At 37.9% G+C, this 21,762-nt stretch carries 18 protein-coding genes; 15 read left to right on the top strand and 3 right to left on the bottom strand.

From position 1 onward, the window contains the following. Nucleotide 1 precedes the first annotated feature (1 nt). Nucleotides 2-523, top strand: coding sequence for a GNAT family N-acetyltransferase (locus FW778_RS03005; protein ID WP_150413112.1), 522 nt, complete (start codon nt 2-4; stop codon nt 521-523). Here the strand turns inward: FW778_RS03005 and FW778_RS03000 are convergent. Together FW778_RS03000 and purB are read right to left on the bottom strand one after the other, a co-directional pair. Next, nucleotides 516-4,916: a PKD domain-containing protein gene (locus tag FW778_RS03000; protein ID WP_150413111.1), complete on the bottom strand. Its 4,401-nt coding sequence runs from the start codon at nt 4,914-4,916 to the stop codon at nt 516-518. The genes FW778_RS03005 and FW778_RS03000 overlap by 8 nt on opposite strands. A 60-nt stretch (nt 4,917-4,976) precedes the next feature. Beyond that, nucleotides 4,977-6,320 (bottom strand): adenylosuccinate lyase, encoded by a 1,344-nt coding sequence (purB, locus tag FW778_RS02995; protein ID WP_150413110.1) that lies wholly within the window; start codon nt 6,318-6,320, stop codon nt 4,977-4,979. Between the two features lie 84 nt (nt 6,321-6,404). Between purB and FW778_RS02990 the strand changes: the two genes are divergently transcribed. From FW778_RS02990 to FW778_RS02950, 9 genes are all read left to right on the top strand, one after another. Next, the gene (locus FW778_RS02990) at nt 6,405-7,163 is read left to right on the top strand and encodes a menaquinone biosynthetic enzyme MqnA/MqnD family protein (RefSeq protein ID WP_150413109.1); all 759 of its coding nucleotides are present in this window, start codon (nt 6,405-6,407) and stop codon (nt 7,161-7,163) included. A gap of 70 nt (nt 7,164-7,233) precedes the next feature. Then, nucleotides 7,234-8,010: a glucose-1-phosphate cytidylyltransferase gene (rfbF, locus tag FW778_RS02985; RefSeq protein ID WP_150413108.1), complete on the top strand. Its 777-nt coding sequence runs from the start codon at nt 7,234-7,236 to the stop codon at nt 8,008-8,010. Continuing rightward, a complete protein-coding gene (rfbG, locus tag FW778_RS02980) occupies nt 7,995-9,077 on the top strand; it encodes a CDP-glucose 4,6-dehydratase (protein ID WP_150413107.1) in 1,083 nt (360 codons plus the stop codon). The genes rfbF and rfbG overlap by 16 nt, the downstream gene beginning before the upstream one ends. After that, on the top strand, nt 9,074-9,637 hold the full coding sequence (rfbC, locus tag FW778_RS02975; RefSeq protein WP_150413106.1) for a dTDP-4-dehydrorhamnose 3,5-epimerase: 564 nt from the start codon (nt 9,074-9,076) through the stop codon (nt 9,635-9,637). Before rfbG ends, rfbC begins: the two co-directional genes overlap by 4 nt. Continuing rightward, nucleotides 9,627-10,853, top strand: coding sequence for a class I SAM-dependent methyltransferase (locus tag FW778_RS02970; RefSeq protein WP_150413105.1), 1,227 nt, complete (start codon nt 9,627-9,629; stop codon nt 10,851-10,853). Before rfbC ends, FW778_RS02970 begins: the two co-directional genes overlap by 11 nt. A 1-nt stretch (nt 10,854) precedes the next feature. Continuing rightward, nucleotides 10,855-11,715, top strand: a complete 861-nt coding sequence (locus tag FW778_RS02965; protein WP_150413104.1) for an NAD-dependent epimerase/dehydratase family protein — start codon at nt 10,855-10,857, stop codon at nt 11,713-11,715. Further along, nucleotides 11,690-12,424 (top strand): cephalosporin hydroxylase family protein, encoded by a 735-nt coding sequence (locus FW778_RS02960; RefSeq protein WP_150413103.1) that lies wholly within the window; start codon nt 11,690-11,692, stop codon nt 12,422-12,424. The genes FW778_RS02965 and FW778_RS02960 overlap by 26 nt, the downstream gene beginning before the upstream one ends. Beyond that, the gene (locus FW778_RS02955; RefSeq protein ID WP_150413102.1) at nt 12,424-13,389 is read left to right on the top strand and encodes a glycosyltransferase family 2 protein; all 966 of its coding nucleotides are present in this window, start codon (nt 12,424-12,426) and stop codon (nt 13,387-13,389) included. The genes FW778_RS02960 and FW778_RS02955 overlap by 1 nt, the downstream gene beginning before the upstream one ends. A 25-nt stretch (nt 13,390-13,414) precedes the next feature. Beyond that, nucleotides 13,415-14,395 carry a glycosyltransferase gene (locus FW778_RS02950; protein WP_150413101.1) on the top strand — a complete coding sequence of 327 codons (981 nt, stop codon included), beginning with the start codon at nt 13,415-13,417 and terminating at the stop codon, nt 14,393-14,395. Nucleotides 14,396-14,440: 45 nt separating this feature from the next. On the opposite strand, the gene FW778_RS02945 is transcribed toward FW778_RS02950, so the two are convergent. Beyond that, the gene (locus FW778_RS02945; RefSeq protein ID WP_150413100.1) at nt 14,441-15,082 is read right to left on the bottom strand and encodes a DUF6266 family protein; all 642 of its coding nucleotides are present in this window, start codon (nt 15,080-15,082) and stop codon (nt 14,441-14,443) included. A 456-nt stretch (nt 15,083-15,538) separates the two neighbouring features. On the opposite strand from FW778_RS02945, the gene FW778_RS02940 reads away from it, so the two are divergent. The 5 genes from FW778_RS02940 (at nt 15,539) to FW778_RS02920 (ending at nt 21,761) form a co-directional block, all read left to right on the top strand. Beyond that, nucleotides 15,539-15,733: a hypothetical protein gene (locus tag FW778_RS02940; protein WP_150413099.1), complete on the top strand. Its 195-nt coding sequence runs from the start codon at nt 15,539-15,541 to the stop codon at nt 15,731-15,733. 64 nt (nt 15,734-15,797) lie between these two features. Then, a complete protein-coding gene (locus tag FW778_RS02935) occupies nt 15,798-17,678 on the top strand; it encodes a hypothetical protein (protein ID WP_150413098.1) in 1,881 nt (626 codons plus the stop codon). Next, nucleotides 17,675-18,754: a phosphoribosyltransferase-like protein gene (locus FW778_RS02930; protein ID WP_150413097.1), complete on the top strand. Its 1,080-nt coding sequence runs from the start codon at nt 17,675-17,677 to the stop codon at nt 18,752-18,754. Before FW778_RS02935 ends, FW778_RS02930 begins: the two co-directional genes overlap by 4 nt. Further along, on the top strand, nt 18,751-20,625 hold the full coding sequence (locus FW778_RS02925) for an ORC-CDC6 family AAA ATPase (RefSeq protein ID WP_150413096.1): 1,875 nt from the start codon (nt 18,751-18,753) through the stop codon (nt 20,623-20,625). Before FW778_RS02930 ends, FW778_RS02925 begins: the two co-directional genes overlap by 4 nt. Beyond that, entirely contained in the window at nt 20,610-21,761 is a 1,152-nt protein-coding gene (locus tag FW778_RS02920) for a hypothetical protein (RefSeq protein ID WP_150413095.1), read from the top strand. The genes FW778_RS02925 and FW778_RS02920 overlap by 16 nt, the downstream gene beginning before the upstream one ends. Nucleotide 21,762: the final 1 nt, after the last annotated feature.

The raw sequence follows: 21,762 nt of genomic DNA, 5'->3' as shown, positions 1-21,762 counted from the left end.
AATGATATTCGAAACAAAAAGATTATATGCCACCAAATGGCAACCGCGTGATTTAAAAGCATTGCATGAACTTTACAATGATCCGGCTATTACAGAATTTATTCTGCCGGCACTTACTTTAGAAGAAACACGGCACATTTTTGAAGACCAGTTAAACCGATACCGAAGCCATTATCCTTTCGGAAGATATTTTATCGTGGAGAAGATGAGTAATAAATTTATCGGGCTTCTTCTTTTTAAAAAGGATCATAAAAAGGCAGGCGTTGAAATAGGATATTCGCTAATCAAGAATCAATGGCACAAAGGATATGCCACTGAAATTGTAAAGGAAAGCATAAACTGGCTATTTGAGCAGGACAGGTTTTTTTCAATTTCTGCCATAACCGAATTGCACAACGAAGGTTCCAAAAATGTTTTACTGAAATGCGGGTTTCGTCCGCAGCAAACATTTATGGAATATGGCGAAGAAATGAACCTGTTTGGGCTCTTAAAAGAAGACCAGAACATGGAGTACATTACCTGAGTAAGGATACTGTCCCCTTCCTGTTAACAACTCCACACGCTGTTTTAGCGGATATAACATACACGAAAACATTCACATCCTGCAGTTGCTGTTTATAAGTGCCATCCCAGCATATAGCGGGGTTGCTTGTGTGAAATACTCTTTCGCCAAACCTGTTGTAGATGCTAAAGTCAAGTTGCTGCACTACTCCCCAATACTTTATTCCAAAACAATCATTTATACCATCACCGTTAGGTGTAAACGAATTGGGCAGGAGATATAAAGCATTCATATTAAAATCTGCTTTAACAGTAACGGTATCAGCGTTGGTGCAGCCATTGTCATCCTTACCGGTTACTTCATATACCGTTGTAACAGCAGGTGTAGCAACGGGATTTGCAATGTCGGCATTGTTTAATCCTGTGGCAGGCGACCATGTATAATTTATTGCACCGGTTGCAGTAAGCTGGCTGGAGCCTAAAGAACAGGTTAAATCATTGGAACTGGTTGCGTTTACATTGGGAAGTGGCAATACGGTTACATTAGTCGAAAGAGTTTTCGTTTCATTACAGGTATTTTCATGAATGGTTACCGTGTAAGTGGTCGTAGCACCAGGTGTTGACATGGGATTGCTGATATTTGAATTGTCGAGTCCATCTGTGGGGGTCCACGTATAGGTATCACCGCCTGACGCTACTAATTGAGTTGAACTTTTGAAACATACAGAGGAATTGGGCGAAACAGAAAATACAGCAGGCGGATTTATTTTTACCAACACAGAATCCGTATTCGAGCATGAATTATTGCCTGTTACCGTCACGAAGTATTTAGTAGTTGATACTGGTGATGCAACCGGGTTTGGGATATCGGGATTGCTTAATGAAGCTGCAGGTGACCAGGAATACCTATTTCCCCCGAAAGCGAAAATTTGTACAGAAGTGTTGTTGCAAATTACTGTATCGTTGCTTTTTATAATAACGGGTAGGGCAAGTGCCGTAAGGTTCACAGTATCATTGGCAATACAACCAAAATTATTAACACCGGCTACAACGTAAGCAATTGTATTGTTCACCGTAGCCACCGGGTTGGGAATAGCGGTATTTGATAATCCGGTTGAAGGAGTCCACGAATAAGTATTGGCACCTGAGGTTTGTAACTGAATTGTAGATCCTGAACAAACTGTGCTGTCATTATTAGATTTTATAAAAGGAGTGTTTACGCTAATTTTTACGCTATCTCTTTTCACCAGCACCGGGGCGAAAGAAATATCGTCCAGCGCAAAATCATTGCCTTGAACGAAAGTATTTTTATTTACTATTGAAATCGTTGCTGAAGTATTATTACCTGAATTCCATGTCGTAAAAAATTGAGTCCATGTGCAGGTTGGCAGGGATGCCGTAATTAAATTTCCAATATCAATTCCGTTTATTGAAAAGCTCAGTTGCGCAGGATTTGGAGGAAACAGGGCCTCAATCCAGGTAGAAAATGCATAATTGGTATTGGGTATAACAGTAACGGTTTGTTTCCATACATTAACGTTGGCAGCAGGAGATCCGTTAACCAGCATCATATTTCCATTGCCGGTTGTATGGTCACCGCATGCGCTCATCGAAGCATTCCATGCCTGCGGATTTTTCCCTACAAAATATTCACCTTCCGTAACATTTGGATTGGCAAAACTATATGCTGACGTAAATCCTGTATTCCCATTATCAAAGTTTCCGTTATTGATTACATTAGTTCCGGTAACCTGTGCTGTAAAATAATAGGTAATATTTTGCGGGGTTGATGTTACAGGATTTGGTGAAAGCGGATTATCCAAATAGGTTACCGGCGACCAGCAAAAATTTAAAGAAGGAACTGTTCTTAACTGTTTTGTACTGTTAATACAAATGGTTGTGTCAGGAGTAATAATAATATCAGCAGGAATGATTGAAAGAGAAATTGTTTTTGCGATAGTATCAACACAACCTCCGTTTTGAACGCTGAATTTTACTACATAATTTCCCGGTGATGCATAAGTATGAGTTGGGATAAGCGTGCCCGTTATATTACTTCCGTCGCCGAAAGACCAATAAGGATTCACAGCTCCTGCACCTATATTGGTAAACTTTACAGATAGGGGATTACAAACATTCTGGTCAAAAGAGAAATCAAAACTCATTCTATTTGCAGATATATCCCGGGTAATGCTGTCTTTACATCCGTTTATATCCGTTACTACCAATGTTACTGTATAGGTTCCGGCAGCAGCATAGGTGTGCGAGGTGTTCTGTTGAACATCTGTGCCACCATCCCCAAATGACCATTTCCAGGAATTGATTGCAGCAGTATTTGTATAACCAAGGCCTTTAAAATCGAAACTGGTACATGTGGTAGCGCTATCTTTTATTCTTACTGAATCTATGTTTGGTTTAAATAAAATAGTATCGACGGGGATTTTAAGGTTGAATAGATTTGAGCCGGCTTGACCAGCAGTCGCGCCATAAGAATCATTTCCAAAATCAATATTTACTCCATTTATGCCGCCGTTTTGGGTGACTACGACATTACCGGGTAAAGTTGCATTGGATACCCAACATACTCCACCTCCGCCTCCGCCTCCTGGCCCTAACTGTCCCTGTATCTCGCCATTCATATCTGCGCCTTTACCGCCATTAACATGAATGCTTGTGTTATCCAGGAAGCTATTTGCGTTGATCAAAATTGCACCACCTCCGCCACCTCCGCCCATGCCTTCGTGACATTTATACGCCTGGGCATCCCTAAAGCATTCAACTCCACCTGCGCCATCAGCAGTAATTATATTTCCATTTGTTTTTATAAAATTGGTTTTAATTATAATAATACCTCCGCCATTTCCTCCCAAAGGATTGAATCCCGGAATATTATCACAATGCCCTGCACCCCCTCCGCCACCTAAAAATGTCTTATTTGCAATGCCTGAATAGCTTAAAGGTTTTCCTCCAATTCCATTATTATTAATTGGTGGGCCGCATGTAATCCATTCCTTTCCTCCAAGTCCGCCATTGGAGCTGTTACTGCCGCCCCCTCCTCCGGAATTATGTTCTAATCCACCACCGCCCCCATTACTTAAAGCACCCTTACCAAATATTTTTTGATCCGATAAAATCGCAATTCCTTCACCTTTAGGTGCCGCCTTAATTGGATCATTTGGATAATAGTAATTGTTCTCGTGGCAATAAAAGCTATTATTCTTTGGATTGATAACCTGGCCCCCGATAAATCCTTTCCCGCTCACGTCAATATCCGCATTCATTGTTAAAGTATTCTTCACATTAAATGCCAATACGCCCCCTTTGCTTCCATCCCATTGCAAACAAGTTAGCTTATCATTTATTGTTAAGTTATCGAAGTAAGGCACCCTTATTATTTGCACCTTTCCAGTTGGTATATCATATTGTCTTGTCACCAGGTTTTTAAGTTGAATTACGTTTCCGGTCTTTTGTTTTACATAATTGTATTCGTAATTCCCGGCATTTTTATAATTCGTTACTGTTCCAAAATTTGCCGTGTTACTGGAATCAATTACGGCCCCCTTCATCTGAATCAGCAACACAGTATCGCCAGCATTGTATTTGGATGCGTCTGCAACTGTAAGTTCGTTTTTGCAAATATTAAATCCCAAAACTTCGGTATAATCATTAATTACATAGGGTAAGCTTACCGGTATTGAACAGGAATCGACAATGAAGCTACAATCCGGTAGGGTTTGGTTAATTGTTGCATTTCCCTGTATAACTCCATTCCAACTTGGATTCCCCTGCTTGTTAAGTAAATTATCGAAAGTATAATAGGCCAGCAATCCTGGCTGTGTTGAAGGATTAGGTAGAGATGCATTCATGTAGGTTCTCAACTGAGCTTGCGTCCTTGCGACGTTCCAAATCCTTACTTCATTAATGTAACCAAAAAATTGTGTATTCCACCATTGGTAGGCGTAGTATCCAATCCTGGTATCCTGGTTATTTTGAATTAAATTTCCGGTGGCCGCAAGCTGGCTCATTAAAAATCCATTCCGGTAAAATTTTAATGTTGCCCCGTCATACACCATCGCAACATGATAAACTTTCTTATCTTCTATTTTGCAAATATCCCCGGTTTGGTAGAATCCGTTTGTTGTTGTTATACTACAATAATCCGGTCGTAACAAATAATTGTCGTCACTCGGATCTGTGTGTTTGGAAACGATATCGGCGGTGCCAAGTGCCGTATTAACCGCTGTCTGATAAATAGTAGCTTCAACAGTGAGTTGATTTCCGGGTACTGCTAATTTACCAATGTTCACAGCGGATACATAGGATGGTGTGGACAGCCAGTTGTTGCAATTTGGAACTTGTGAAAATATTAATTGGGTGAAAAAAACAGGGAGGAAACCAAACAATATCTTTCTCATAAGCGTGGCTGGAGGTAGTTAGTTTTGCATCATATATTAGCAACAAGTTAGTTACTTTTTTTAAAAATCACAAAACCCGGTATAATTAAAAGGTGTAAACGATTTAAGTTCTTTTTTTATTGCTGATTTTATTTTAAGTGAGTCTATAAATGTATGAAGACTTTCCTGCGTGATCCTTTCATTGTTCCGCGTTAGCTCTTTCAATGCCTCGTAAGGCTTCGGATAATTTTCCCTTCGTAAAATTGTCTGGATGGCTTCGGCAACCACTGCCCAGTTGTCCTCGAGGTCAGCATCTAATTTTTGCTGATTTAAAATAAGTTTTTTTAATCCTTTCTCTAACGATTTAATTGCTAAAATCGTATGTGCAATTGGTACACCTATGTTCCGGATTACAGTGGAATCTGTTAAGTCACGCTGCAGTCTTGATATAGGTAGTTTTGTTGAAAGGTGCTCCAGTAAAGCATTCGCAATTCCAAGATTCCCTTCGGCATTTTCAAAATCAATTGGATTTACTTTGTGGGGCATAGCGCTGCTGCCCACTTCACCCTTTTTAATTTGTTGCTTGAAATAATCCATACTTATGTAACTCCACATATCGCGGCAGAGATCAGTCAGTATGGTATTGATTCGTTTTATATTATCGAAATGAGCAGCCAGCAAATCATAATGCTCTATTTGCGTAGTGTATTGCTGGCGTTGAATACCCAATTTATCTTCCAGGAATTTATTGGCAAAAGCTATCCAGTTTGTTTTCGGGTAGGCAGCATAGTGAGCATTGAAATTTCCCGTTGCCCCGCCAAATTTTCCGGTAAAAGGTATGTAGCTAAATTGCTGAATTTGGTTTTCTATTCTTTCCGCAAATACCATAATTTCTTTCCCCAAAATGGTAGGAGATGCCGGTTGCCCGTGCGTTTTTGCAAGCATTGGGATATTCTTCCATTCTTTTGAAAGATTTAATAATTCGTGTTGCAGGTTTATGACTGCGGGCAGGTATTCAAATTCCACCACATCTTTCCACAGAAGCGGTATGGAAGTGTTGTTGATATCCTGCGATGTTAATCCAAAATGTATCCATTCCTGCAAATTTCCTGCGCCGAGTTGTTCCAGCTTTTCTTTCAAAAAATACTCAACCGCTTTTACATCATGATTGGTAATGCTTTCCGTGGCTTTAATCTTTTCCGCATCTTCTATTGAAAAATCTTCATGAGCCCTGTTTAATTGTTTTTTTAAGACAGGAGTGATCTTGAAAAATCTATTTTCAGCCAAAAAAATAAAATACGCAATTTCCACTTTAACCCTGTATTTGATCAATGCGTATTCTGAAAAATATTCATCAAGATGCTGAAGTTGTTTCCTGTATCTTCCGTCAATGGGTGAAATGGCAGTAAGTGGCTGAAGTTGCATGTAGATAGATTGAATGAATGCAAAAAATTGATCTTTTAATCATTTTCATTGCACTAAATTTGCCGCAAATTTAAAGTAATAGGTTTGCAAAGAAAAATAAGGGTTGGAGCCGTTAGTTACCTTAATACAAAACCCCTGGTATACGGATTTGAACATGGCATGATGGCTGATAGCGTTGACTTAAACATAGACTTTCCTTCAAAAATTGCTTCAATGCTCCTGGAAGATAAAATTGATGTGGGCCTCGTGCCGGTGGCCATCATTCCTGAAATGAAGGAACATTATATCATTTCCAATTATTGTATTAGCTGCGACGGAGCAGTCGCCAGTGTTTGCCTGTTTAGTGAAGTTCCGCTCGATAAGATCGAAAAGATATTATTAGACTACCAAAGCAGGACCTCTGTTGAACTATTAAAAATACTCATTAAAGAATCCTGGAAAATTGATCCCGTTATAGAGGAAACAACAGGGGAATACCGGTCTCAAATATCAGGCACCACCGCAGCGCTGGTAATTGGCGACAGGGCGCTGGAACAGAGAAAGGTTTCCCCTTACATATATGACCTTGGTCTCGAGTGGAAAAAATTTACGGGATTACCATTCGTATTTGCTGCATGGGTAAGTAATAAAAAGTTAGATACAGATTTTATAGATTCTTTTAATGAAGCTAATAGTGCAGGACTTCATAAAATTGAAACAATTGTTGAAGAGAATCCGTTTTCGGAGTTTAATCTTATTGATTATTATACTAAATATATAAGCTTTGAATTAAACGATGCAAAAGAAAAAGCATTGGGACTATTTCTTAACAAAATTTCTTCAGGTACTTTGCTGGTCAATTAATTTCCGGTAAATATTTAATTAGTATAAATCTGACCTTATATAATATTTTTGAATCTTATAAAAGTGATTTATGAAAGTTGTAATCTTCGCTGGCGGACTCGGAACACGTATTAGTGAGGAAACTGATGCAAGACCCAAGCCAATGGTAGAAATTGGCGGGAAGCCAATCCTGTGGCACATTATGAAGATTTATAATCATTTCGGATTTAATGAATTTGTCATTTGTCTTGGTTATAAAGGATACGTTATTAAAGAATATTTTATGCATTATTTTTTGCATAATTCTGATATAACCATAGAATTGGGAAGTAATAATATAGAAATTCACGATACAAATACTGAAGCATTTAAGGTCACCCTGGTTGAAACGGGGCTAAATACCAAAACTGCAGGAAGACTGAAACAAGTTCAAAAATACATAGGTGATGAAGATTTTATGCTTACCTATGGCGATGGGGTTTGTGATGTAAATCTGAAAGAGCTTTTGGCTTTTCATAAAAGCCATAATAAAATTGCCACCGTTACTTCTGTTCAAATGGATGCCAGGTTTGGTGGAATGGACGTAGGGCCGGATGGAGAAGTTTTATCGTTCCGCGAAAAAGCAAAAGATGAAAGCAAATGGATCAATGGCGGTTTCTTTGTTTTAAAGCCGGAGGTTTTTAATTATTTAAAGGGTGATGTTGCTGATATGATGTGGGAAGATGAACCACTGGAAACCCTCGCAAATGATAATCAACTGGTCGCTTACCGGCATCGCGGTTTCTGGAAGTGTATGGATGCTTTAAGAGATAAAATTGAATTGGAAGATCTTTGGAAAAATAATCAGGCTCAATGGAAAGTTTGGTGAATCAAATTACATTCGAAAAATTCTATAAGGGAAAAAGAATATTTGTTACCGGCCATACCGGCTTCAAAGGCGCATGGTTTATTACCTGGTTACATACCCTGGGCGCAGAAATAAAAGGCTATGCACTTGCTCCCGGAAACGGGGAGTCGATTTACAATATTATTGCTCCCCACGTGCCACATACAAGCGTAATTGCAGATATCAGGGATAAAGGTGGACTTGAAAAAGAAATAGCAGATTTTAAGCCCGATTTCATATTTCATTTTGCAGCGCAGGCCCTCGTGCGCCGTTCTTATAATATACCCGCTGAAACATTTGATGTAAATGTTGTGGGAACTGCCAATGTTTTGGAGTCAATGATTTCCTTGCAACATAAGTGCACCGCGATAATTATTACCACGGATAAAGTATACGAGAATAAAGAAGAGCAAATTCCATTTATTGAGACCGACAGGTTGGGTGGGCATGATCCCTATAGTGCCAGTAAAGCATGCACTGAAATCGTAGTTCAATCTTTTTCAAAATCGTTTTTTAATATAGATAAGTTTGGAGAACATCAAAAAACAATTGCAAGTGCGAGAGCAGGAAATGTAATTGGCGGTGGTGACTGGAATGAGGATAGAATTGTTCCGGATATTGTGAAGCACCTGAAGGAAGGAAAGAAAATCCCCGTAAGAAACCCGTATGCTGTCAGGCCGTGGCAGCATGTTTTGGAACCACTTGGAGGTTATCTTTTAGCGGCAGGTATTTTAAATGAAAACGAAAACTTAGCCCGTGCGTATAATTTTGGCCCGGAGATACAGGATCACTTAAAGGTAAAAGACCTGGTAAAAATTGCCATCGATTGCTGGGAAAGCGGGGAATGGTTAGACGTTTCTGATATGGATCAGCCGCACGAAGCCGGTATTTTAAAATTAGATATTAACCTTGCAAAAAAAGACCTGAACTGGCAGCCGAAACTGGATAGTAAGCTGGCTATTAAATGGACGATCGACTGGTACAGTCAAAAGAAAAACAACTTATATGATTTTACTTTGCAGCAAATAAGAAAATACCAGTCGATATGAAATTTATTCCAACCGGATTAGAAGGAAGTTACGAGATTGATATTTTTCCTATTGAAGATGAAAGGGGATGGTTTGTAAGAACATTTTGTAAAAATGAATTTGCTGAAATAGGACACTCAAAAGAATGGGTGCAAATGAATCATTCATTTACAAATAATGCAGGAACTATAAGGGGAATGCATTACCAGCAACCCCCTTTTTCGGAAATAAAATTAATAAGATGTATTGCAGGCAAAGTATTTGATGTTATTGTTGACCTGCGAAGAAATTCTGAAACTTTTTTAAAATGGATTGGTATTGAATTATCCGCAGAAAACAAAAGAATGATTTATATACCGGAAGGATTTGCGCATGGTTTTCAAACATTGACTGACGATTGCCAGTTAATCTATAACCATTCCGAATACTATAAGCCGGGAGTTGAAGGCGGCATAAAGTACGATGATAAAATGGTTGGAATCAAATGGCCGTTGCCTGCAAAGAATGTTTCAGAAAGGGATGGCAATCATCCATTGCTTGATAAAAATTTTGAAGGATTAAATATTTATAATGAACTGTAGATTTTGTAAAGCTCCTTTAGAGCATGTATTTATTGATCTGAATAATTCGCCTGCTTCCAATTCTTTTTTAACCAAAGAAGAATTGAATGAGCCGGAAGTATTTTATCCCTTAAAGGTATACACCTGCACCCATTGTTTTTTAGTACAGGTAGATGAATACAAAAAATCGGATGCAATTTTCAATAAAGAATATGCCTATTTTTCTTCTTATTCAAAAGACTGGCTGGCTCACAGCAAAGCATACGTGCAAAAGATGGTGGAACGATTTGCCCTTAATTCAACGTCTTCTGTTATAGAGATTGCCAGCAATGATGGTTATTTGCTGCAATACTTTAAAGAAAAAAACATACCCGTGCTGGGCATTGAACCAACAGCAAACACTGCAAAAGTAGCTATTGATAAAGGCATTGAAACTATCATTGATTTTTTTGGAGTGCGGTTAGCAAAAGAACTTTCATCGAAAAATAAGAAAGCAGATTTGCTTTTAGGTAATAATGTTTTAGCTCATGTTCCTGATATTGTTGATTTCGTGGGTGGAATGAAAATTCTTTTGAAAGAAGATGGGATCATTACGATGGAATTTCCGCATTTGGTTCAATTGATCAATAATAACCAGTTCGATACTATTTACCACGAGCACTTTTCTTACTTGTCTTTTTATACCGTTAAACAAATATTTGAATCCGCGGGGCTTAAACTTTCTGATGTGGAAGAACTGCCAACCCATGGTGGCTCATTAAGAATTTATGCAACACATGCTGAAAATAACCAGCAAGCGATTACTGAAAATGTTAAGACTTTGCTGGATAAAGAATTGAATTTTGGAATAAACAAAATTGAATACTATAGCGGGTTTACACAAAAAGCCTTTAATGCTAAAATCCAATTGCTGGAATTTTTAATTGAGCAGAAAAAGCAAAACAAGAAAGTAGTTGCCTATGGCGCCGCAGCTAAAGGAAATACTTTATTAAATTACTGCGGCGTAAAAAATGACCTGATAGATTTTGTGGTTGATGCCAACCCGCATAAGCAGAATAAATTTTTACCGGCAAGTCATATTCCCGTCGTAAATGAAAGCGAAATAATTAAAGCGAAGCCGGATTTTGTAATCATACTTCCATGGAATTTAAAATCTGAAATAACCAGCCAACTGAGCTATATAAAAGAGTGGGGCGGAAGATTTGTAATTCCAATTCCCGAAACTGAAATATTGTAAAATGAAAATTTTAGTTACAGGTGCAATGGGTTTTGTGGGCAGGCATGTAATTAACGAGTTATTAAAATACAATCACCAGGTTATTGCTGCAACAAGAAAAGTTGATTTAAAAAGCAACGGGGATAAACTGGAATACACATTTCTCGATATTGATAACCCCGATTTAACTCAAAATTATTTTGCTCAACTTGGCAGTCCTGATTTGTTGATACATCTTGCCTGGCAGGGATTACCAAATTATAAATCACTCTTTCATTTTGAAGATAATTTAATGGCTCACTATTCTTTTTTAAAAAATATGGTGATGAATGGTTTGAACAATGTAGTTGTAACCGGCACCTGTTTTGAATATGGAATGAGGGAAGGATGTTTATCGGAAGATATGATACCCGATCCGCAAAACGCATACGCGTTGGCGAAAGACACACTGCGCAAATTTTTATTTGAACTTAAAAAAAAGTACCCGTTTGATTGTAAATGGATCCGGTTGTTTTACATGTACGGTGAGGGGCAAAATCCCAGTTCTTTACTTTCGCAGTTGCAAACAGCTTTACAAAAGGGAGATAAAGAATTTAATATGAGTGGCGGAGAGCAGGAGAGGGATTATTTGCCGGTAGAAAAAGTCGCAGAATATATTGTTAGCATTGCACTTCAAAATACAATTTCCGGTATTATTAATTGTTGTAGCGGGAAACCTATGAAGGTGAAACAGCTTGTTGAAAATTATTTAAAAGATAATAAACAGGAAATAAAATTAAATCTCGGGTATTATCCATACACCGATTACGAAGCAATGTCATTCTGGGGTGATGATGCTAAACTTAAAAAAATAATTAATGAAAGATCCTATCCGGGAATTTGAAGAAGAAAAGGTGCAACTGATTAAAGCGAATGGTGAAAATGTTGCGCTTAAGGAAGCGGCCCATGCCTTCAATGTTGAATCGAATCGTGCAAAGTATTCCTACAACTTTACGTGGATGGGAAGACCTATCATTCAATATCCGCAGGATATGATAGCCATGCAGGAATTAATCTGGGAAATAAGACCTGATCTTATTATTGAAACCGGCATTGCGCATGGTGGCTCCATCATTTACTACGCATCATTGTTAGAATTAATAGGAAAGGGCGAAGTGCTCGGCATCGATATTGATATAAGAGAACATAACAAAAGGAAGATTGAGGAACATCCGATGTATAAAAGAATACACATGCTGGAAGGTTCTTCAATAACCGAAGAAATGGTTAGCAGGGTAAAACCATTTGCTGAAGGCAGGCAAGCTGTTATGGTGTGCCTTGATTCCAATCATACACATGAGCATGTTTTGGCTGAATTAAATTTGTATGCGCCGTTTGTAACGCCGGGTTCTTATATCGTGGTTTTCGATACAATAGTTGAAGATTTGCCCGAAAGTTACCTGCCCAACAGGTTCTGGGGAGTTGGAAACAATCCTAAAACCGCCGTTCATGAATTTCTAAAAAATAACGATGATTTTATTGTTGATAAAGCAATAGATAATAAGCTGTTGATAAGTGTGAACCCTGAAGGTTATTTAAAAAGAGTAAAATAATGGCACGAGTACAGGAAAGTCAGGCATGGGTTACCTTTTGCATAAGTACTTATAAGCGCCCCGGCTTTTTAAAAGAACAATTAAATTCTCTTTCTCAACAAACGCTTCCAAACTTTAATGTAGTGATTTGCGACAATGATCCTGAAGCAAGCGCTGAAGGAATTGTAAGAGAATTTAATGATAATAGATTCTTGTATTACCATAATGAGCGAAACCTGGGAATGATCCTAAGTTTCAACAGGGCTATCGAAAAGGCTACGACCCCTTATATTGTGATGCTTACTGACGACGATCATGTTGACAAGAATATGCTCAAAGAATTTAAGGGTATTATCGATTTACATCCCGGTTATCCCGCTTATCTTGGTTGTAAAAGGAAAAATGTCCCGGGTAAACAGGTAGAAATATTTGAGAAGGAAAATTATGTATTTGAGTTGTTAGATCCCGGTAAAACTGAAACAATTTTATGGTCAAGTTGTATATTGGAAACAGCCACTGTTAAAGGATTTGGTGGTATACCCGATTTTGGGAGCCCGCATTTTGCCGATCATGCCTTATTGGTTTTGTGTGGTAAAGACAGGGGCGGCGTATTTATAAACAATGTCTACGGCTCTCTTTCGTCTCACGATCAAAATTTTTCAAAAAGCCATTTTGATTTGTATTACAAAGGATGCGTTGGTTTTTACCAGTTTGTCACGTCTCATTTTGATATAAGTTCTTATAAAAAGAATGGCATAAATGCGCTGGAGAAACATCTCCATAATTGGTTCCTGAACAACTATTTTATTCTAAAAAAATATTTTACTTATAAAAATTACAACCAGGAAACACTTCAGGACATCAATGATTTCTCGCATAAGATTATGAGCCTTTCCTTTATGAAGCCGGTTTCCCCGAAGTTTCAACTTATGCAAATAGGGTTTCTTCTTAAAAAACCGCTATTTTTAATCAAATACCATCGTTGATTTTATTAGTTCTGAAATTTTTAGAATGAAATTCAGCATTATATTACCAGTAAAGAACGGCGGCGTATATGCAAAAGAATGTGTTGATAGCATTCTGTCACAATCGCTGCAGGATTTTAATTTGATAGTGCTTGATAATTGCAGTACTGATGGTACATTGGAATGGCTTCAATCGCTGAACGATCCTAGGATTGTTATACATCAATCAGAAAAACCTTTATCGATAGAAGAGAATTGGGCAAGAATAAAGTCGGTCCCAAAGAATGAATTCATTACGTTAATAGGCCACGACGATATTTTGAATACAAATTACCTGCAGGTAATGGCTGATCTTATTCAAAAACATCCCAACGCAAGCCTGTACCAAAGCCACTATCATTACATTGATGGAGACGGTAAGATATTGCGTAATTGCCTTCCGATGGATGAAGTTCAGCAGGCGCATGAGTTCCTGGCGCTTTATATGTGTAATCTTATTGAAAGCACCGGAACAGGCTATATGATGCGCTCCGGGGATTATGACGATTTTGGCGGCATTAACCCCGTCTACAATAATCTGATCTTTGCTGATTTTGCACTTTGGATTGGCCTCATGGGCCTGTCTTACAAAGCCACTTCTTTTGACGTCACTTTTAAATACAGGATTCACAACAGTGTCTCAAAGGTAACTAACGGTGAAGCCTACCAGCAGGCATTTGATAAGTTCCTTGAATTTATAATTGAGCAGGGAGGCAAGAACGAAAAAATAAAGCAGGTTTTGGAAAGATATGGAAAAAGATTTCTGCTCTACTTCTGCGAGGCCCTTGCCCACCGGGTACTTAAAACTCCCCGTGACCAAAGAAAGATTACTGTAAAAAATTTGATTGACAAGTATAAGAGCTATGCTGCCCGTTTGGTACCGCACCAGGATTTTATACCCGAAAAAGAATTCCGCATCAAAATCGCAAAGCTTTTGGATCGTTCAATCGTTGGAAGAGAATTGTTCTTATTGATGAAAAAATTGTAGCGCTTCGAATGCGGTAGTAAACTATGTAGTCTGCACAACCTTATATTACAACACCAAACTCCCTGTATACACACTGCAGGCTGCGTCGTCTTCGTCATTGCTTAAATAGCCCATCCATGTTTCAGCAAGCTGCCCTTGCCTGTTGGGATTTTCAAGAATTGCATTGCCGGATTGTCTTGTTCCTGCGTCAAAGCTGTATACTACTTCGTTTGTTGCGGGGAAGTAAGCAACCAGTATGGCCTTGTCTGTTTTTTTGGAAGTACCCGTGCCGGTATTATCCGTCCAGGTGAATTGTATATTACCTGCATCCGTTGCTGCAGCTACCGCGTTCAGCGCAGGCGGCAGCGTACCTTTTGATATCAATACCAGCGGGTAGCTGATAGTTACGCCATCTTCCGAAGGTACCAGCGCCAGGCTCATGAGTGCACTTACCGCACGGTTATAGCCGGAGCCGGTATGGCCAAAGGCCGGGAATGTTTTGGTAAAAAAGCCTTTGCCGGCAAATGCTTTTGCAAAAGCATTACATACGGTAATCTTGCTGCGCTGGGCCAGTCTTTTTGCCGTAGGTTTTACCGTGCCCCTGTTTTTTGCAGAGCGAATTACGTCTATGCCATACCTGTTATAGCCGGTTACAGTACCCACCCGGCCTTGTATGCCGCCCAGGATGCCGTTAGGAATTGTTGCCATAATTTTTTATTTTTAAATTATATAAAATCAATCTTTATCCTTCATTAATATCTCTGTTATTATTGCATCTTATACCCTTAGTACCTGCCTGTGCCCTGCCTTTTACAAAAGACAGGCGGAAGAAGGATATTAGTTATTCGGTTATTGCGACCGAACAACTACCGAAGAAGTACCGAAAAACTATCATACACCTTTCAAACGACGATGCCCGCAGGCCATATCGGGAAGTAACGAAGGGTTGGGGAAGTTTATTGTGAGGGGTGTATAATTATAACGGCGGGAGTGCTTTGTTAGTATACCACCTGAGTCTTTGCAGTTGAATTAATTATTTCATTTTTAAGTGATAATGTGTAGATTTATAGTTCTAACTGTAATTCCTTCCCCTGTGTTTCTTGTTTAAACAATACATCCCGTATTACCGGGAAGGTGATGATTTGTTACATAAAAAATTATAAAATGAAAAAGCTAATGCTATTGGCAGCGATGATGTTTATTACTGCCATGAGTTTTGGGCAAACAAGGCACCCATATTACGGCGGAGGGTACCATACCAAAAGCCACGGGGGACATTATGCCGGCAGTACGAATACGCATCATAAAAACGGACATTATTTTGACCGACTTTATTTTTTTGGGGATTTATTTTTATAAACATACTAAATAAATTAGTATTATTCCATTAATTATTTAGCTTAATGTTATACTTTTAATCTTTATGGGAAAACCGTTTATAAAGGAAATTAGAAAGCTGCCTGAAACAATAGAATGGGCAAAAAAATTAAACCTAGCAAAGCTTGCTGAAATAGTTAATAAATTTCATCATCCTGTCTATATAGTAGGATCAGGAGGATCATTCAGTGCCTGTGTGTATGCTGCTGATCTTCTAACAGCCAAAGGCATTTTTGCCAAAGCGATCACTCCTTTGGAATTATTCTATGCTAAATCCACTATTAGAAAAAGTAACTTAGTTTTTATTAGTGCAAGCGGAAGAAATACTGACATTTTATTTGCATTTAAAAAAGCAATTGAAAGTGAACCGATTTCAATTGTCAACATCTGCATGAGAAAAAAAAGTAAATTGGCAGCTCTATCAGAAAATTATTCATGCTGCACTACTTTTGAATTTGAACCACCTTACGGGAAAGATGGTTTTCTGGCCACAAATTCCTTGATTGCATTTTTTGTCATTTTGTTTAGATCAATTACTAACCAGTTTATGCAAAATGAATTTCAACCTCTTCACAAGACTTTCTATATAGATTTCATAAAACGAATAGGACACAATACCTGCTTTACTATTCTATATGGGTCTTTTCACCATGCGGTCGCGGTCGACCTGGAATCCAAATTTTCAGAAGCCGGCTTAGCTCCGTCTCTTGTAAGTGATTACCGCCATTTTGCCCATGGTCGTCATCAATGGTTTGATAAAAAGAAGGACTCAGCAATCATCGCATTGACATGCCCTGCCGATGAAAAGCTTTGTCTTAAAACATTGCAACTACTACCCGAAGGAATTCCAAAACTTGTATTTAATAGTCATCTCGAAAATTTTGACGGCACTATTGAGTTATTGCTTCAATCAATGGAATTAATAGGGCTTTATGGTATAAAACAAGGCATAGATCCTGGTCGGCCTGGCGTACCCGATTATGGTTCGAAAATATATCATTTAAGGTACGAGAAGTTAATTTCGAATCAAGGCCTAAGTACAAAAGATGTAGCCATTGTTAGAAAAGCTAAAGTGACCAAGCTGTCGGACCTTTCGCATGAACAACTGAAGGATTGGGAAAAGCATTACTTAAACTTTATAAAAAAAATCAGTGTTACAAAATTTGGAAGTTTAATCTTCGATTACGATGGAACGTTATGTTCATCAGCTAACCGCTTCGTCGGTCTGAATGATGAGATCAAATCTTTGTTGATAAATTTTGTAAAAAAAGGTTTTGTTCTGGGCATTGTATCAGGCAGAGGAAAATCTTTACGGGAGGATTTGGAGAGAGCATTTAACAACGATCCTGAACTTATGAAGAATGTGATGGTTGGATATTATAATGGCAGTGATATCGCGCCTTTATCAAACGCGAAACATCCTAATAAAAGTAATCATATGCATCCTTCCTTAGTGGTTGTTAAAAATCAACTTATTAAAATTGGAATAAACCCTGATGAAAGTCCGAATCAACTTACTTTAGGTTCAAAGACGACCGAGGAATGGAATTCCTTAAAAGAAATCTTACTTAATGAAATAATGTTGCTTGATTTAAGCGATATCACCATGGTTGAATCTTCGCATTCGATAGACATCATACCTCGCAAAATTGCTTCCAAAAACCATATGCTCAACCATTGCCGTAAACTATGTAAATCCCTAGGTTTGCCCGTTGAAGCTTTATGTATTGGAGATAAGGGTCAATGGCCGGGCAACGACTATGAATTATTGGCCAACGAATATGCATTAAGTGTGGGCGAAGTTTCCTCTTTTCCTAAAACAGGCTGGAATATGTTTCCGCCTGGCTTAAGGGATGAAAAGGCAGTTTCATATTTATTTGGTAAACTAAAAATGAAGAAGGGATACTTTACATTAACTGATTTATGAGAACTACATTAGCAGAAACCTTACTAACTAAGATTATGGAATGGACGCCGGACGAAATAGACTGTGAGCGCCCTTTGCTTCAGGCTATGGCTAATCTAAAATGGAACGAATATCAACAATTCGCCCCTGGAACAAGGTTTCTTGAAAGTCTAGTAAAATGGTTGCAGCAATTTAATAGCCTTGAAGATAAAAAAAGCGCTTATAAGTTAGTAAGGGAACATCTTATTTTTGTTTCCAGTGAGCAAATGGCTCATTTGGTTGATATCCTCTTTTCCGAAAAAGTAAATCCCTTGTTAATTAAAAAAACAGCGGCTGAAAAGCGATTAGCCTCATATTTAGTTACAAAAATACTGAACGATCTTGCTTACGAAAATAATTTACGGATGTCGTTGTTTATTGGCTTAAGCGACGGATCAAGAATTGATCAATTTAGAAGGGGTGCCTATCTAAACAATGAGCAGGTGATTTCAACTTATGACATATCACCTGAAAAAGTAAAGGACATGTTGGATAACTTAGAAAAGGATGTGCCGGGTGCTAAATTTAAAACAATTTTTTTGATTGATGATTTTACTGCGAGTGGGAAAACCTTTTGCAGATCCGGCGGTAGAGGTAAATTGGGAAAAATTTTTAAAAAAATATTTTTTGAAGAAAACAGCGGATTTAAATCAGCAGTTGATTTTGATAAAATTGAAGTCCATATTTTATTCTATATAGCAACCTCAGATGCAATCGATAATATAACAGCGGGAATAACAGAATGGAAAGAAGAAAATGGTATTGAATTTCCTTGTACGGTCAATTGTTTACTTCTAATAGACGATACGACCAAGAATAAAATTATTGAAGACGCAGCTATTATGAGCTTTATTTCAAGATATTTTGATGATACTGTTGTGGATGAACATTATAAAAAAGGTAAGCATGAGTTACCATATTTAGGCTTTAATGAGTGTGGATTGCCCTTAGTACTAAATCATAATTCACCAAATAATTCTATTGCCATTTTTTGGTTGCCAGCAGACAAAAAATATAAAGGTTTATTTCCAAGAATTTCAAGACATCGGGAAAAATGAGCATTAAAATAAGAAACCCATTTTTGTTACGAGCATCAGAAAGCATAGAATCTGACGCCGGATTTTTGCGCTTATATAGCCCATTGGTACTGGATTTTTTTATTGAGTTACAGGCTGAGGGCAAATTATGGGATACACTGTTTTTTATAAGAAGTTCTCCAGGTGCGGGAAAAAGTTCTTTGTTGAGGTTGTTTGATCCAAATTCACTTCTTACATTACAAAACCGAAAGTCAGGCGACGAGTTTAAAGAAGTTTTCAAGAAGTTAAAAAAGATTGAAGTCGTAAGCGATGATACTATTCATGTTCTCGGTGTAAATCTGACATTCACAAGGAATTATGAATTACTTGAGAGTTTTGCGGGGATCGATGTTGGTAATAGAGAACGTTTGTTTTATTCTTTATTAAATAGTCGGATAATAACTGCGACATTACGTTCGGTTCTTTCGCTGAAACGGCTTCAGTTTCCGGAAGATCTTTCAAGGATTGAATTCTGCTATCCCAATAGCAAATTGTTTTATAAGAGAATTGAGGTCCCCTGCAACGGTCAATTGCTTTATGACTGGGCATCAGGCATTGAGAGATCAATTTACGAACTACTTGATAGTTTTCTTCCAATGACACAAACTTCGATTGAAGGGCATAATGAGGTGTTTTCTTTCGAATCACTTCGCCCTGAATTCATTAAAGTAGATGGCAGGCCTGTATGTACACGCATTCTTTTCATGCTCGATGATATTCATAAATTATCCAGCCGACAAAGAGACGTTCTGATCTCTCATTTACTTGCAAACAGGAGCAACGTCAGTCTATGGCTTTCCGAGAGGTTAGAGGCCCTAAATAACCTCAAAACTAACCGCGGCAGAGATTATGAAGAATTAAATTTGGAAAATTACTGGAAGGATAGAGAAATTAAATTTGAAAAATTGTTAAGCAATATTGCGATAAAAAGGGCAGCTGAATCCAGGGATGGCGTCGAATTTTCCCTAGAGCATTTGCAAAACGAATTAGACCTTGCTGATATTTATCAGGAGGCAAAAGAAACTCTTTTCAAAAATATTGTTGCACTTACGGCCGAAACGCAAAAATTCGATTTATGGAAAGACTATCTTTTTAATTTAGATGGCACTCCTCAGGAAATTTGCCAAAAAGCAAAAGAACTGGAGATACTAATTCATCGAAATCTCGCTAAAACAGAACTCGCATTGGATTTTTTTCTTAGTATTCAGGAAATGGAAGAAAAAACTGATGAAAAAATCATAACTGCGGCACGGTTATTTTTAAGTAAACAATTTGGCATTCCTTATTATTTTGGTATGAGTATGCTCGCCAGAATTTCTACTAATAATATTGAACAATTTCTAAGTTTCGGCGCACCACTTTATGAAAGAATGTTGTCTTTGAATTTGAATATGACAAATGTGTCTATAACCGCTAAAGATCAGGATAAAGAAATCAGGCGTATTGCTAATGAAAAATGGCGTGAATTACAAAAAATGATTCCGGAAAGTGCACTTATCATGCGTTTTTTAGAAAATCTTTGTTTATTCTGCTTTACCGAAACATTCAGGCCTACGGCACCCTATGCACCTGGCGTGACTGGATTCTATATTGACGCTTCTCGCACTATTCAACTAATTAATGAAGAAGATTGGCTTTCGAATGAAATATTTGAGGATTTGCAACTTGTATTGAATACTTGTCTTGCTTTTAATTTATTGCATGTAAAGGAAACTATGCAGGGTAAAAAAGGACAGAAAAAAAATGTTTATTATCTCAACCGTTGGTTATGTGTGAAGTTTAGTCTTCCTTTAAACTATGGAGGTTGGCGAACTAGAAAACCAGATGATCTCTTACGATGGACAAGAAAATAAAACATACTCTCAAATGGGACCCCTATGTTCTTTTGCGTAATGACGATATTTCTTCATTTGCGAGAGAATATTTTGAGGGTTCAAGTGGCAGGAAATTATTGTATATAATGGGTGAAGGCTTTGATATTAGAATGAACAAAGGAATACAACTATTAAAGAATAATTGCCCTGCACTTGACATTGAATGTTTATTGATAAGATATGATGAGGGCAGAAGTTCGTCTTCCAAAAAATATAAGCCGCTCGTGAAAAAAAACGTTGATATTCTTTACAATTTTTTACCTGAAGGGAAAATCACACCTAAAAAAATTGAGCTGTGGAGTGCTGAAGGGAAAATGAGAAAAAGAGTCGGTGATCAAAACATTGCAGATGTATTTAATGACCCCACATTGTTCGCTAATTATACAGATGTTGTAGTTGATATAAGCGCATTGCCCCGTGGCATTTATTTTTCACTAATAGGTAAGATTCAGGCCTTGTTGGACCAATTCTATAAAGATTCGGATAAAAATTTTTTTATTATTACATGTGAAAACGCTACCCTCGATGCACACATCAAGGAATTCCAACCGGACTCGGAATTATCTTATGTATTTGGCTTTAGAGGCGGGTCTGAACTAACTTATGATAAAAAGCAAACTATCTGGCTTCCCATCCTTGGTGAAGGAACCGCTTACCAGATTAGTGCAGCCTACGAAAAAATTAAACCTAATGAAATTTGTCCTGTACTTCCTTTTCCGTCAAGGGATCCAAGACGCTCTGACGCATTGCTGATTGAATATCATCAATTGCTATTTGATGAGTTGAATATAGAAGGGCAAAATATTATATACGTGCCAGAGCAAAATCCTTTTGAAGTTTACCGAACACTATGTCAAACAATCCGTGATTACAATGAGACACTTGCAGTTGTTAAAGGATGTGATATTGTCATCTCGACGTTTTCGAGGAAGTTATTGTCAATTGGCGCTTTACTTTGTGCTTATGAATTTAAAGTGCTAAATGACATCAAGGTTGGCATATTAAATGTGGACTCTTCTGGATATGAGATAGATGCCGATGGTTTTGAAAAAAATATTATGGATCGATCTGAACTTTTCTTAATTTGGCTCTCTGGTGAGCCATATAAAAAATAAA

Source organism: Ginsengibacter hankyongi (assembly GCF_008710285.1).
Lineage (GTDB): Bacteria > Bacteroidota > Bacteroidia > Chitinophagales > Chitinophagaceae > Ginsengibacter > Ginsengibacter hankyongi.
Note: the sequence above shows the minus strand (reverse complement) of the source record. Positions and strands in the feature narration are given on the sequence as shown.

Coding starts and splice junctions, on each gene's coding strand:
- rfbF (WP_150413108.1), top strand. CDS start 7,234: ATGAAAGTTGTAATCTTCGCTGGCGGACTCGGAACACGTATTAGTGAG.
- FW778_RS02935 (WP_150413098.1), top strand. CDS start 15,798: ATGGGAAAACCGTTTATAAAGGAAATTAGAAAGCTGCCTGAAACAATA.
- FW778_RS02955 (WP_150413102.1), top strand. CDS start 12,424: ATGGCACGAGTACAGGAAAGTCAGGCATGGGTTACCTTTTGCATAAGT.
- purB (WP_150413110.1), bottom strand. CDS start 6,320: ATGCAACTTCAGCCACTTACTGCCATTTCACCCATTGACGGAAGATAC.
- FW778_RS03000 (WP_150413111.1), bottom strand. CDS start 4,916: ATGAGAAAGATATTGTTTGGTTTCCTCCCTGTTTTTTTCACCCAATTA.
- FW778_RS02930 (WP_150413097.1), top strand. CDS start 17,675: ATGAGAACTACATTAGCAGAAACCTTACTAACTAAGATTATGGAATGG.
- FW778_RS02970 (WP_150413105.1), top strand. CDS start 9,627: ATGAACTGTAGATTTTGTAAAGCTCCTTTAGAGCATGTATTTATTGAT.
- FW778_RS02940 (WP_150413099.1), top strand. CDS start 15,539: ATGAAAAAGCTAATGCTATTGGCAGCGATGATGTTTATTACTGCCATG.
- FW778_RS02920 (WP_150413095.1), top strand. CDS start 20,610: ATGGACAAGAAAATAAAACATACTCTCAAATGGGACCCCTATGTTCTT.
- FW778_RS02950 (WP_150413101.1), top strand. CDS start 13,415: ATGAAATTCAGCATTATATTACCAGTAAAGAACGGCGGCGTATATGCA.
- FW778_RS02960 (WP_150413103.1), top strand. CDS start 11,690: ATGAAAGATCCTATCCGGGAATTTGAAGAAGAAAAGGTGCAACTGATT.
- FW778_RS02965 (WP_150413104.1), top strand. CDS start 10,855: ATGAAAATTTTAGTTACAGGTGCAATGGGTTTTGTGGGCAGGCATGTA.
- FW778_RS03005 (WP_150413112.1), top strand. CDS start 2: ATGATATTCGAAACAAAAAGATTATATGCCACCAAATGGCAACCGCGT.
- FW778_RS02945 (WP_150413100.1), bottom strand. CDS start 15,082: ATGGCAACAATTCCTAACGGCATCCTGGGCGGCATACAAGGCCGGGTG.
- rfbG (WP_150413107.1), top strand. CDS start 7,995: ATGGAAAGTTTGGTGAATCAAATTACATTCGAAAAATTCTATAAGGGA.
- rfbC (WP_150413106.1), top strand. CDS start 9,074: ATGAAATTTATTCCAACCGGATTAGAAGGAAGTTACGAGATTGATATT.
- FW778_RS02925 (WP_150413096.1), top strand. CDS start 18,751: ATGAGCATTAAAATAAGAAACCCATTTTTGTTACGAGCATCAGAAAGC.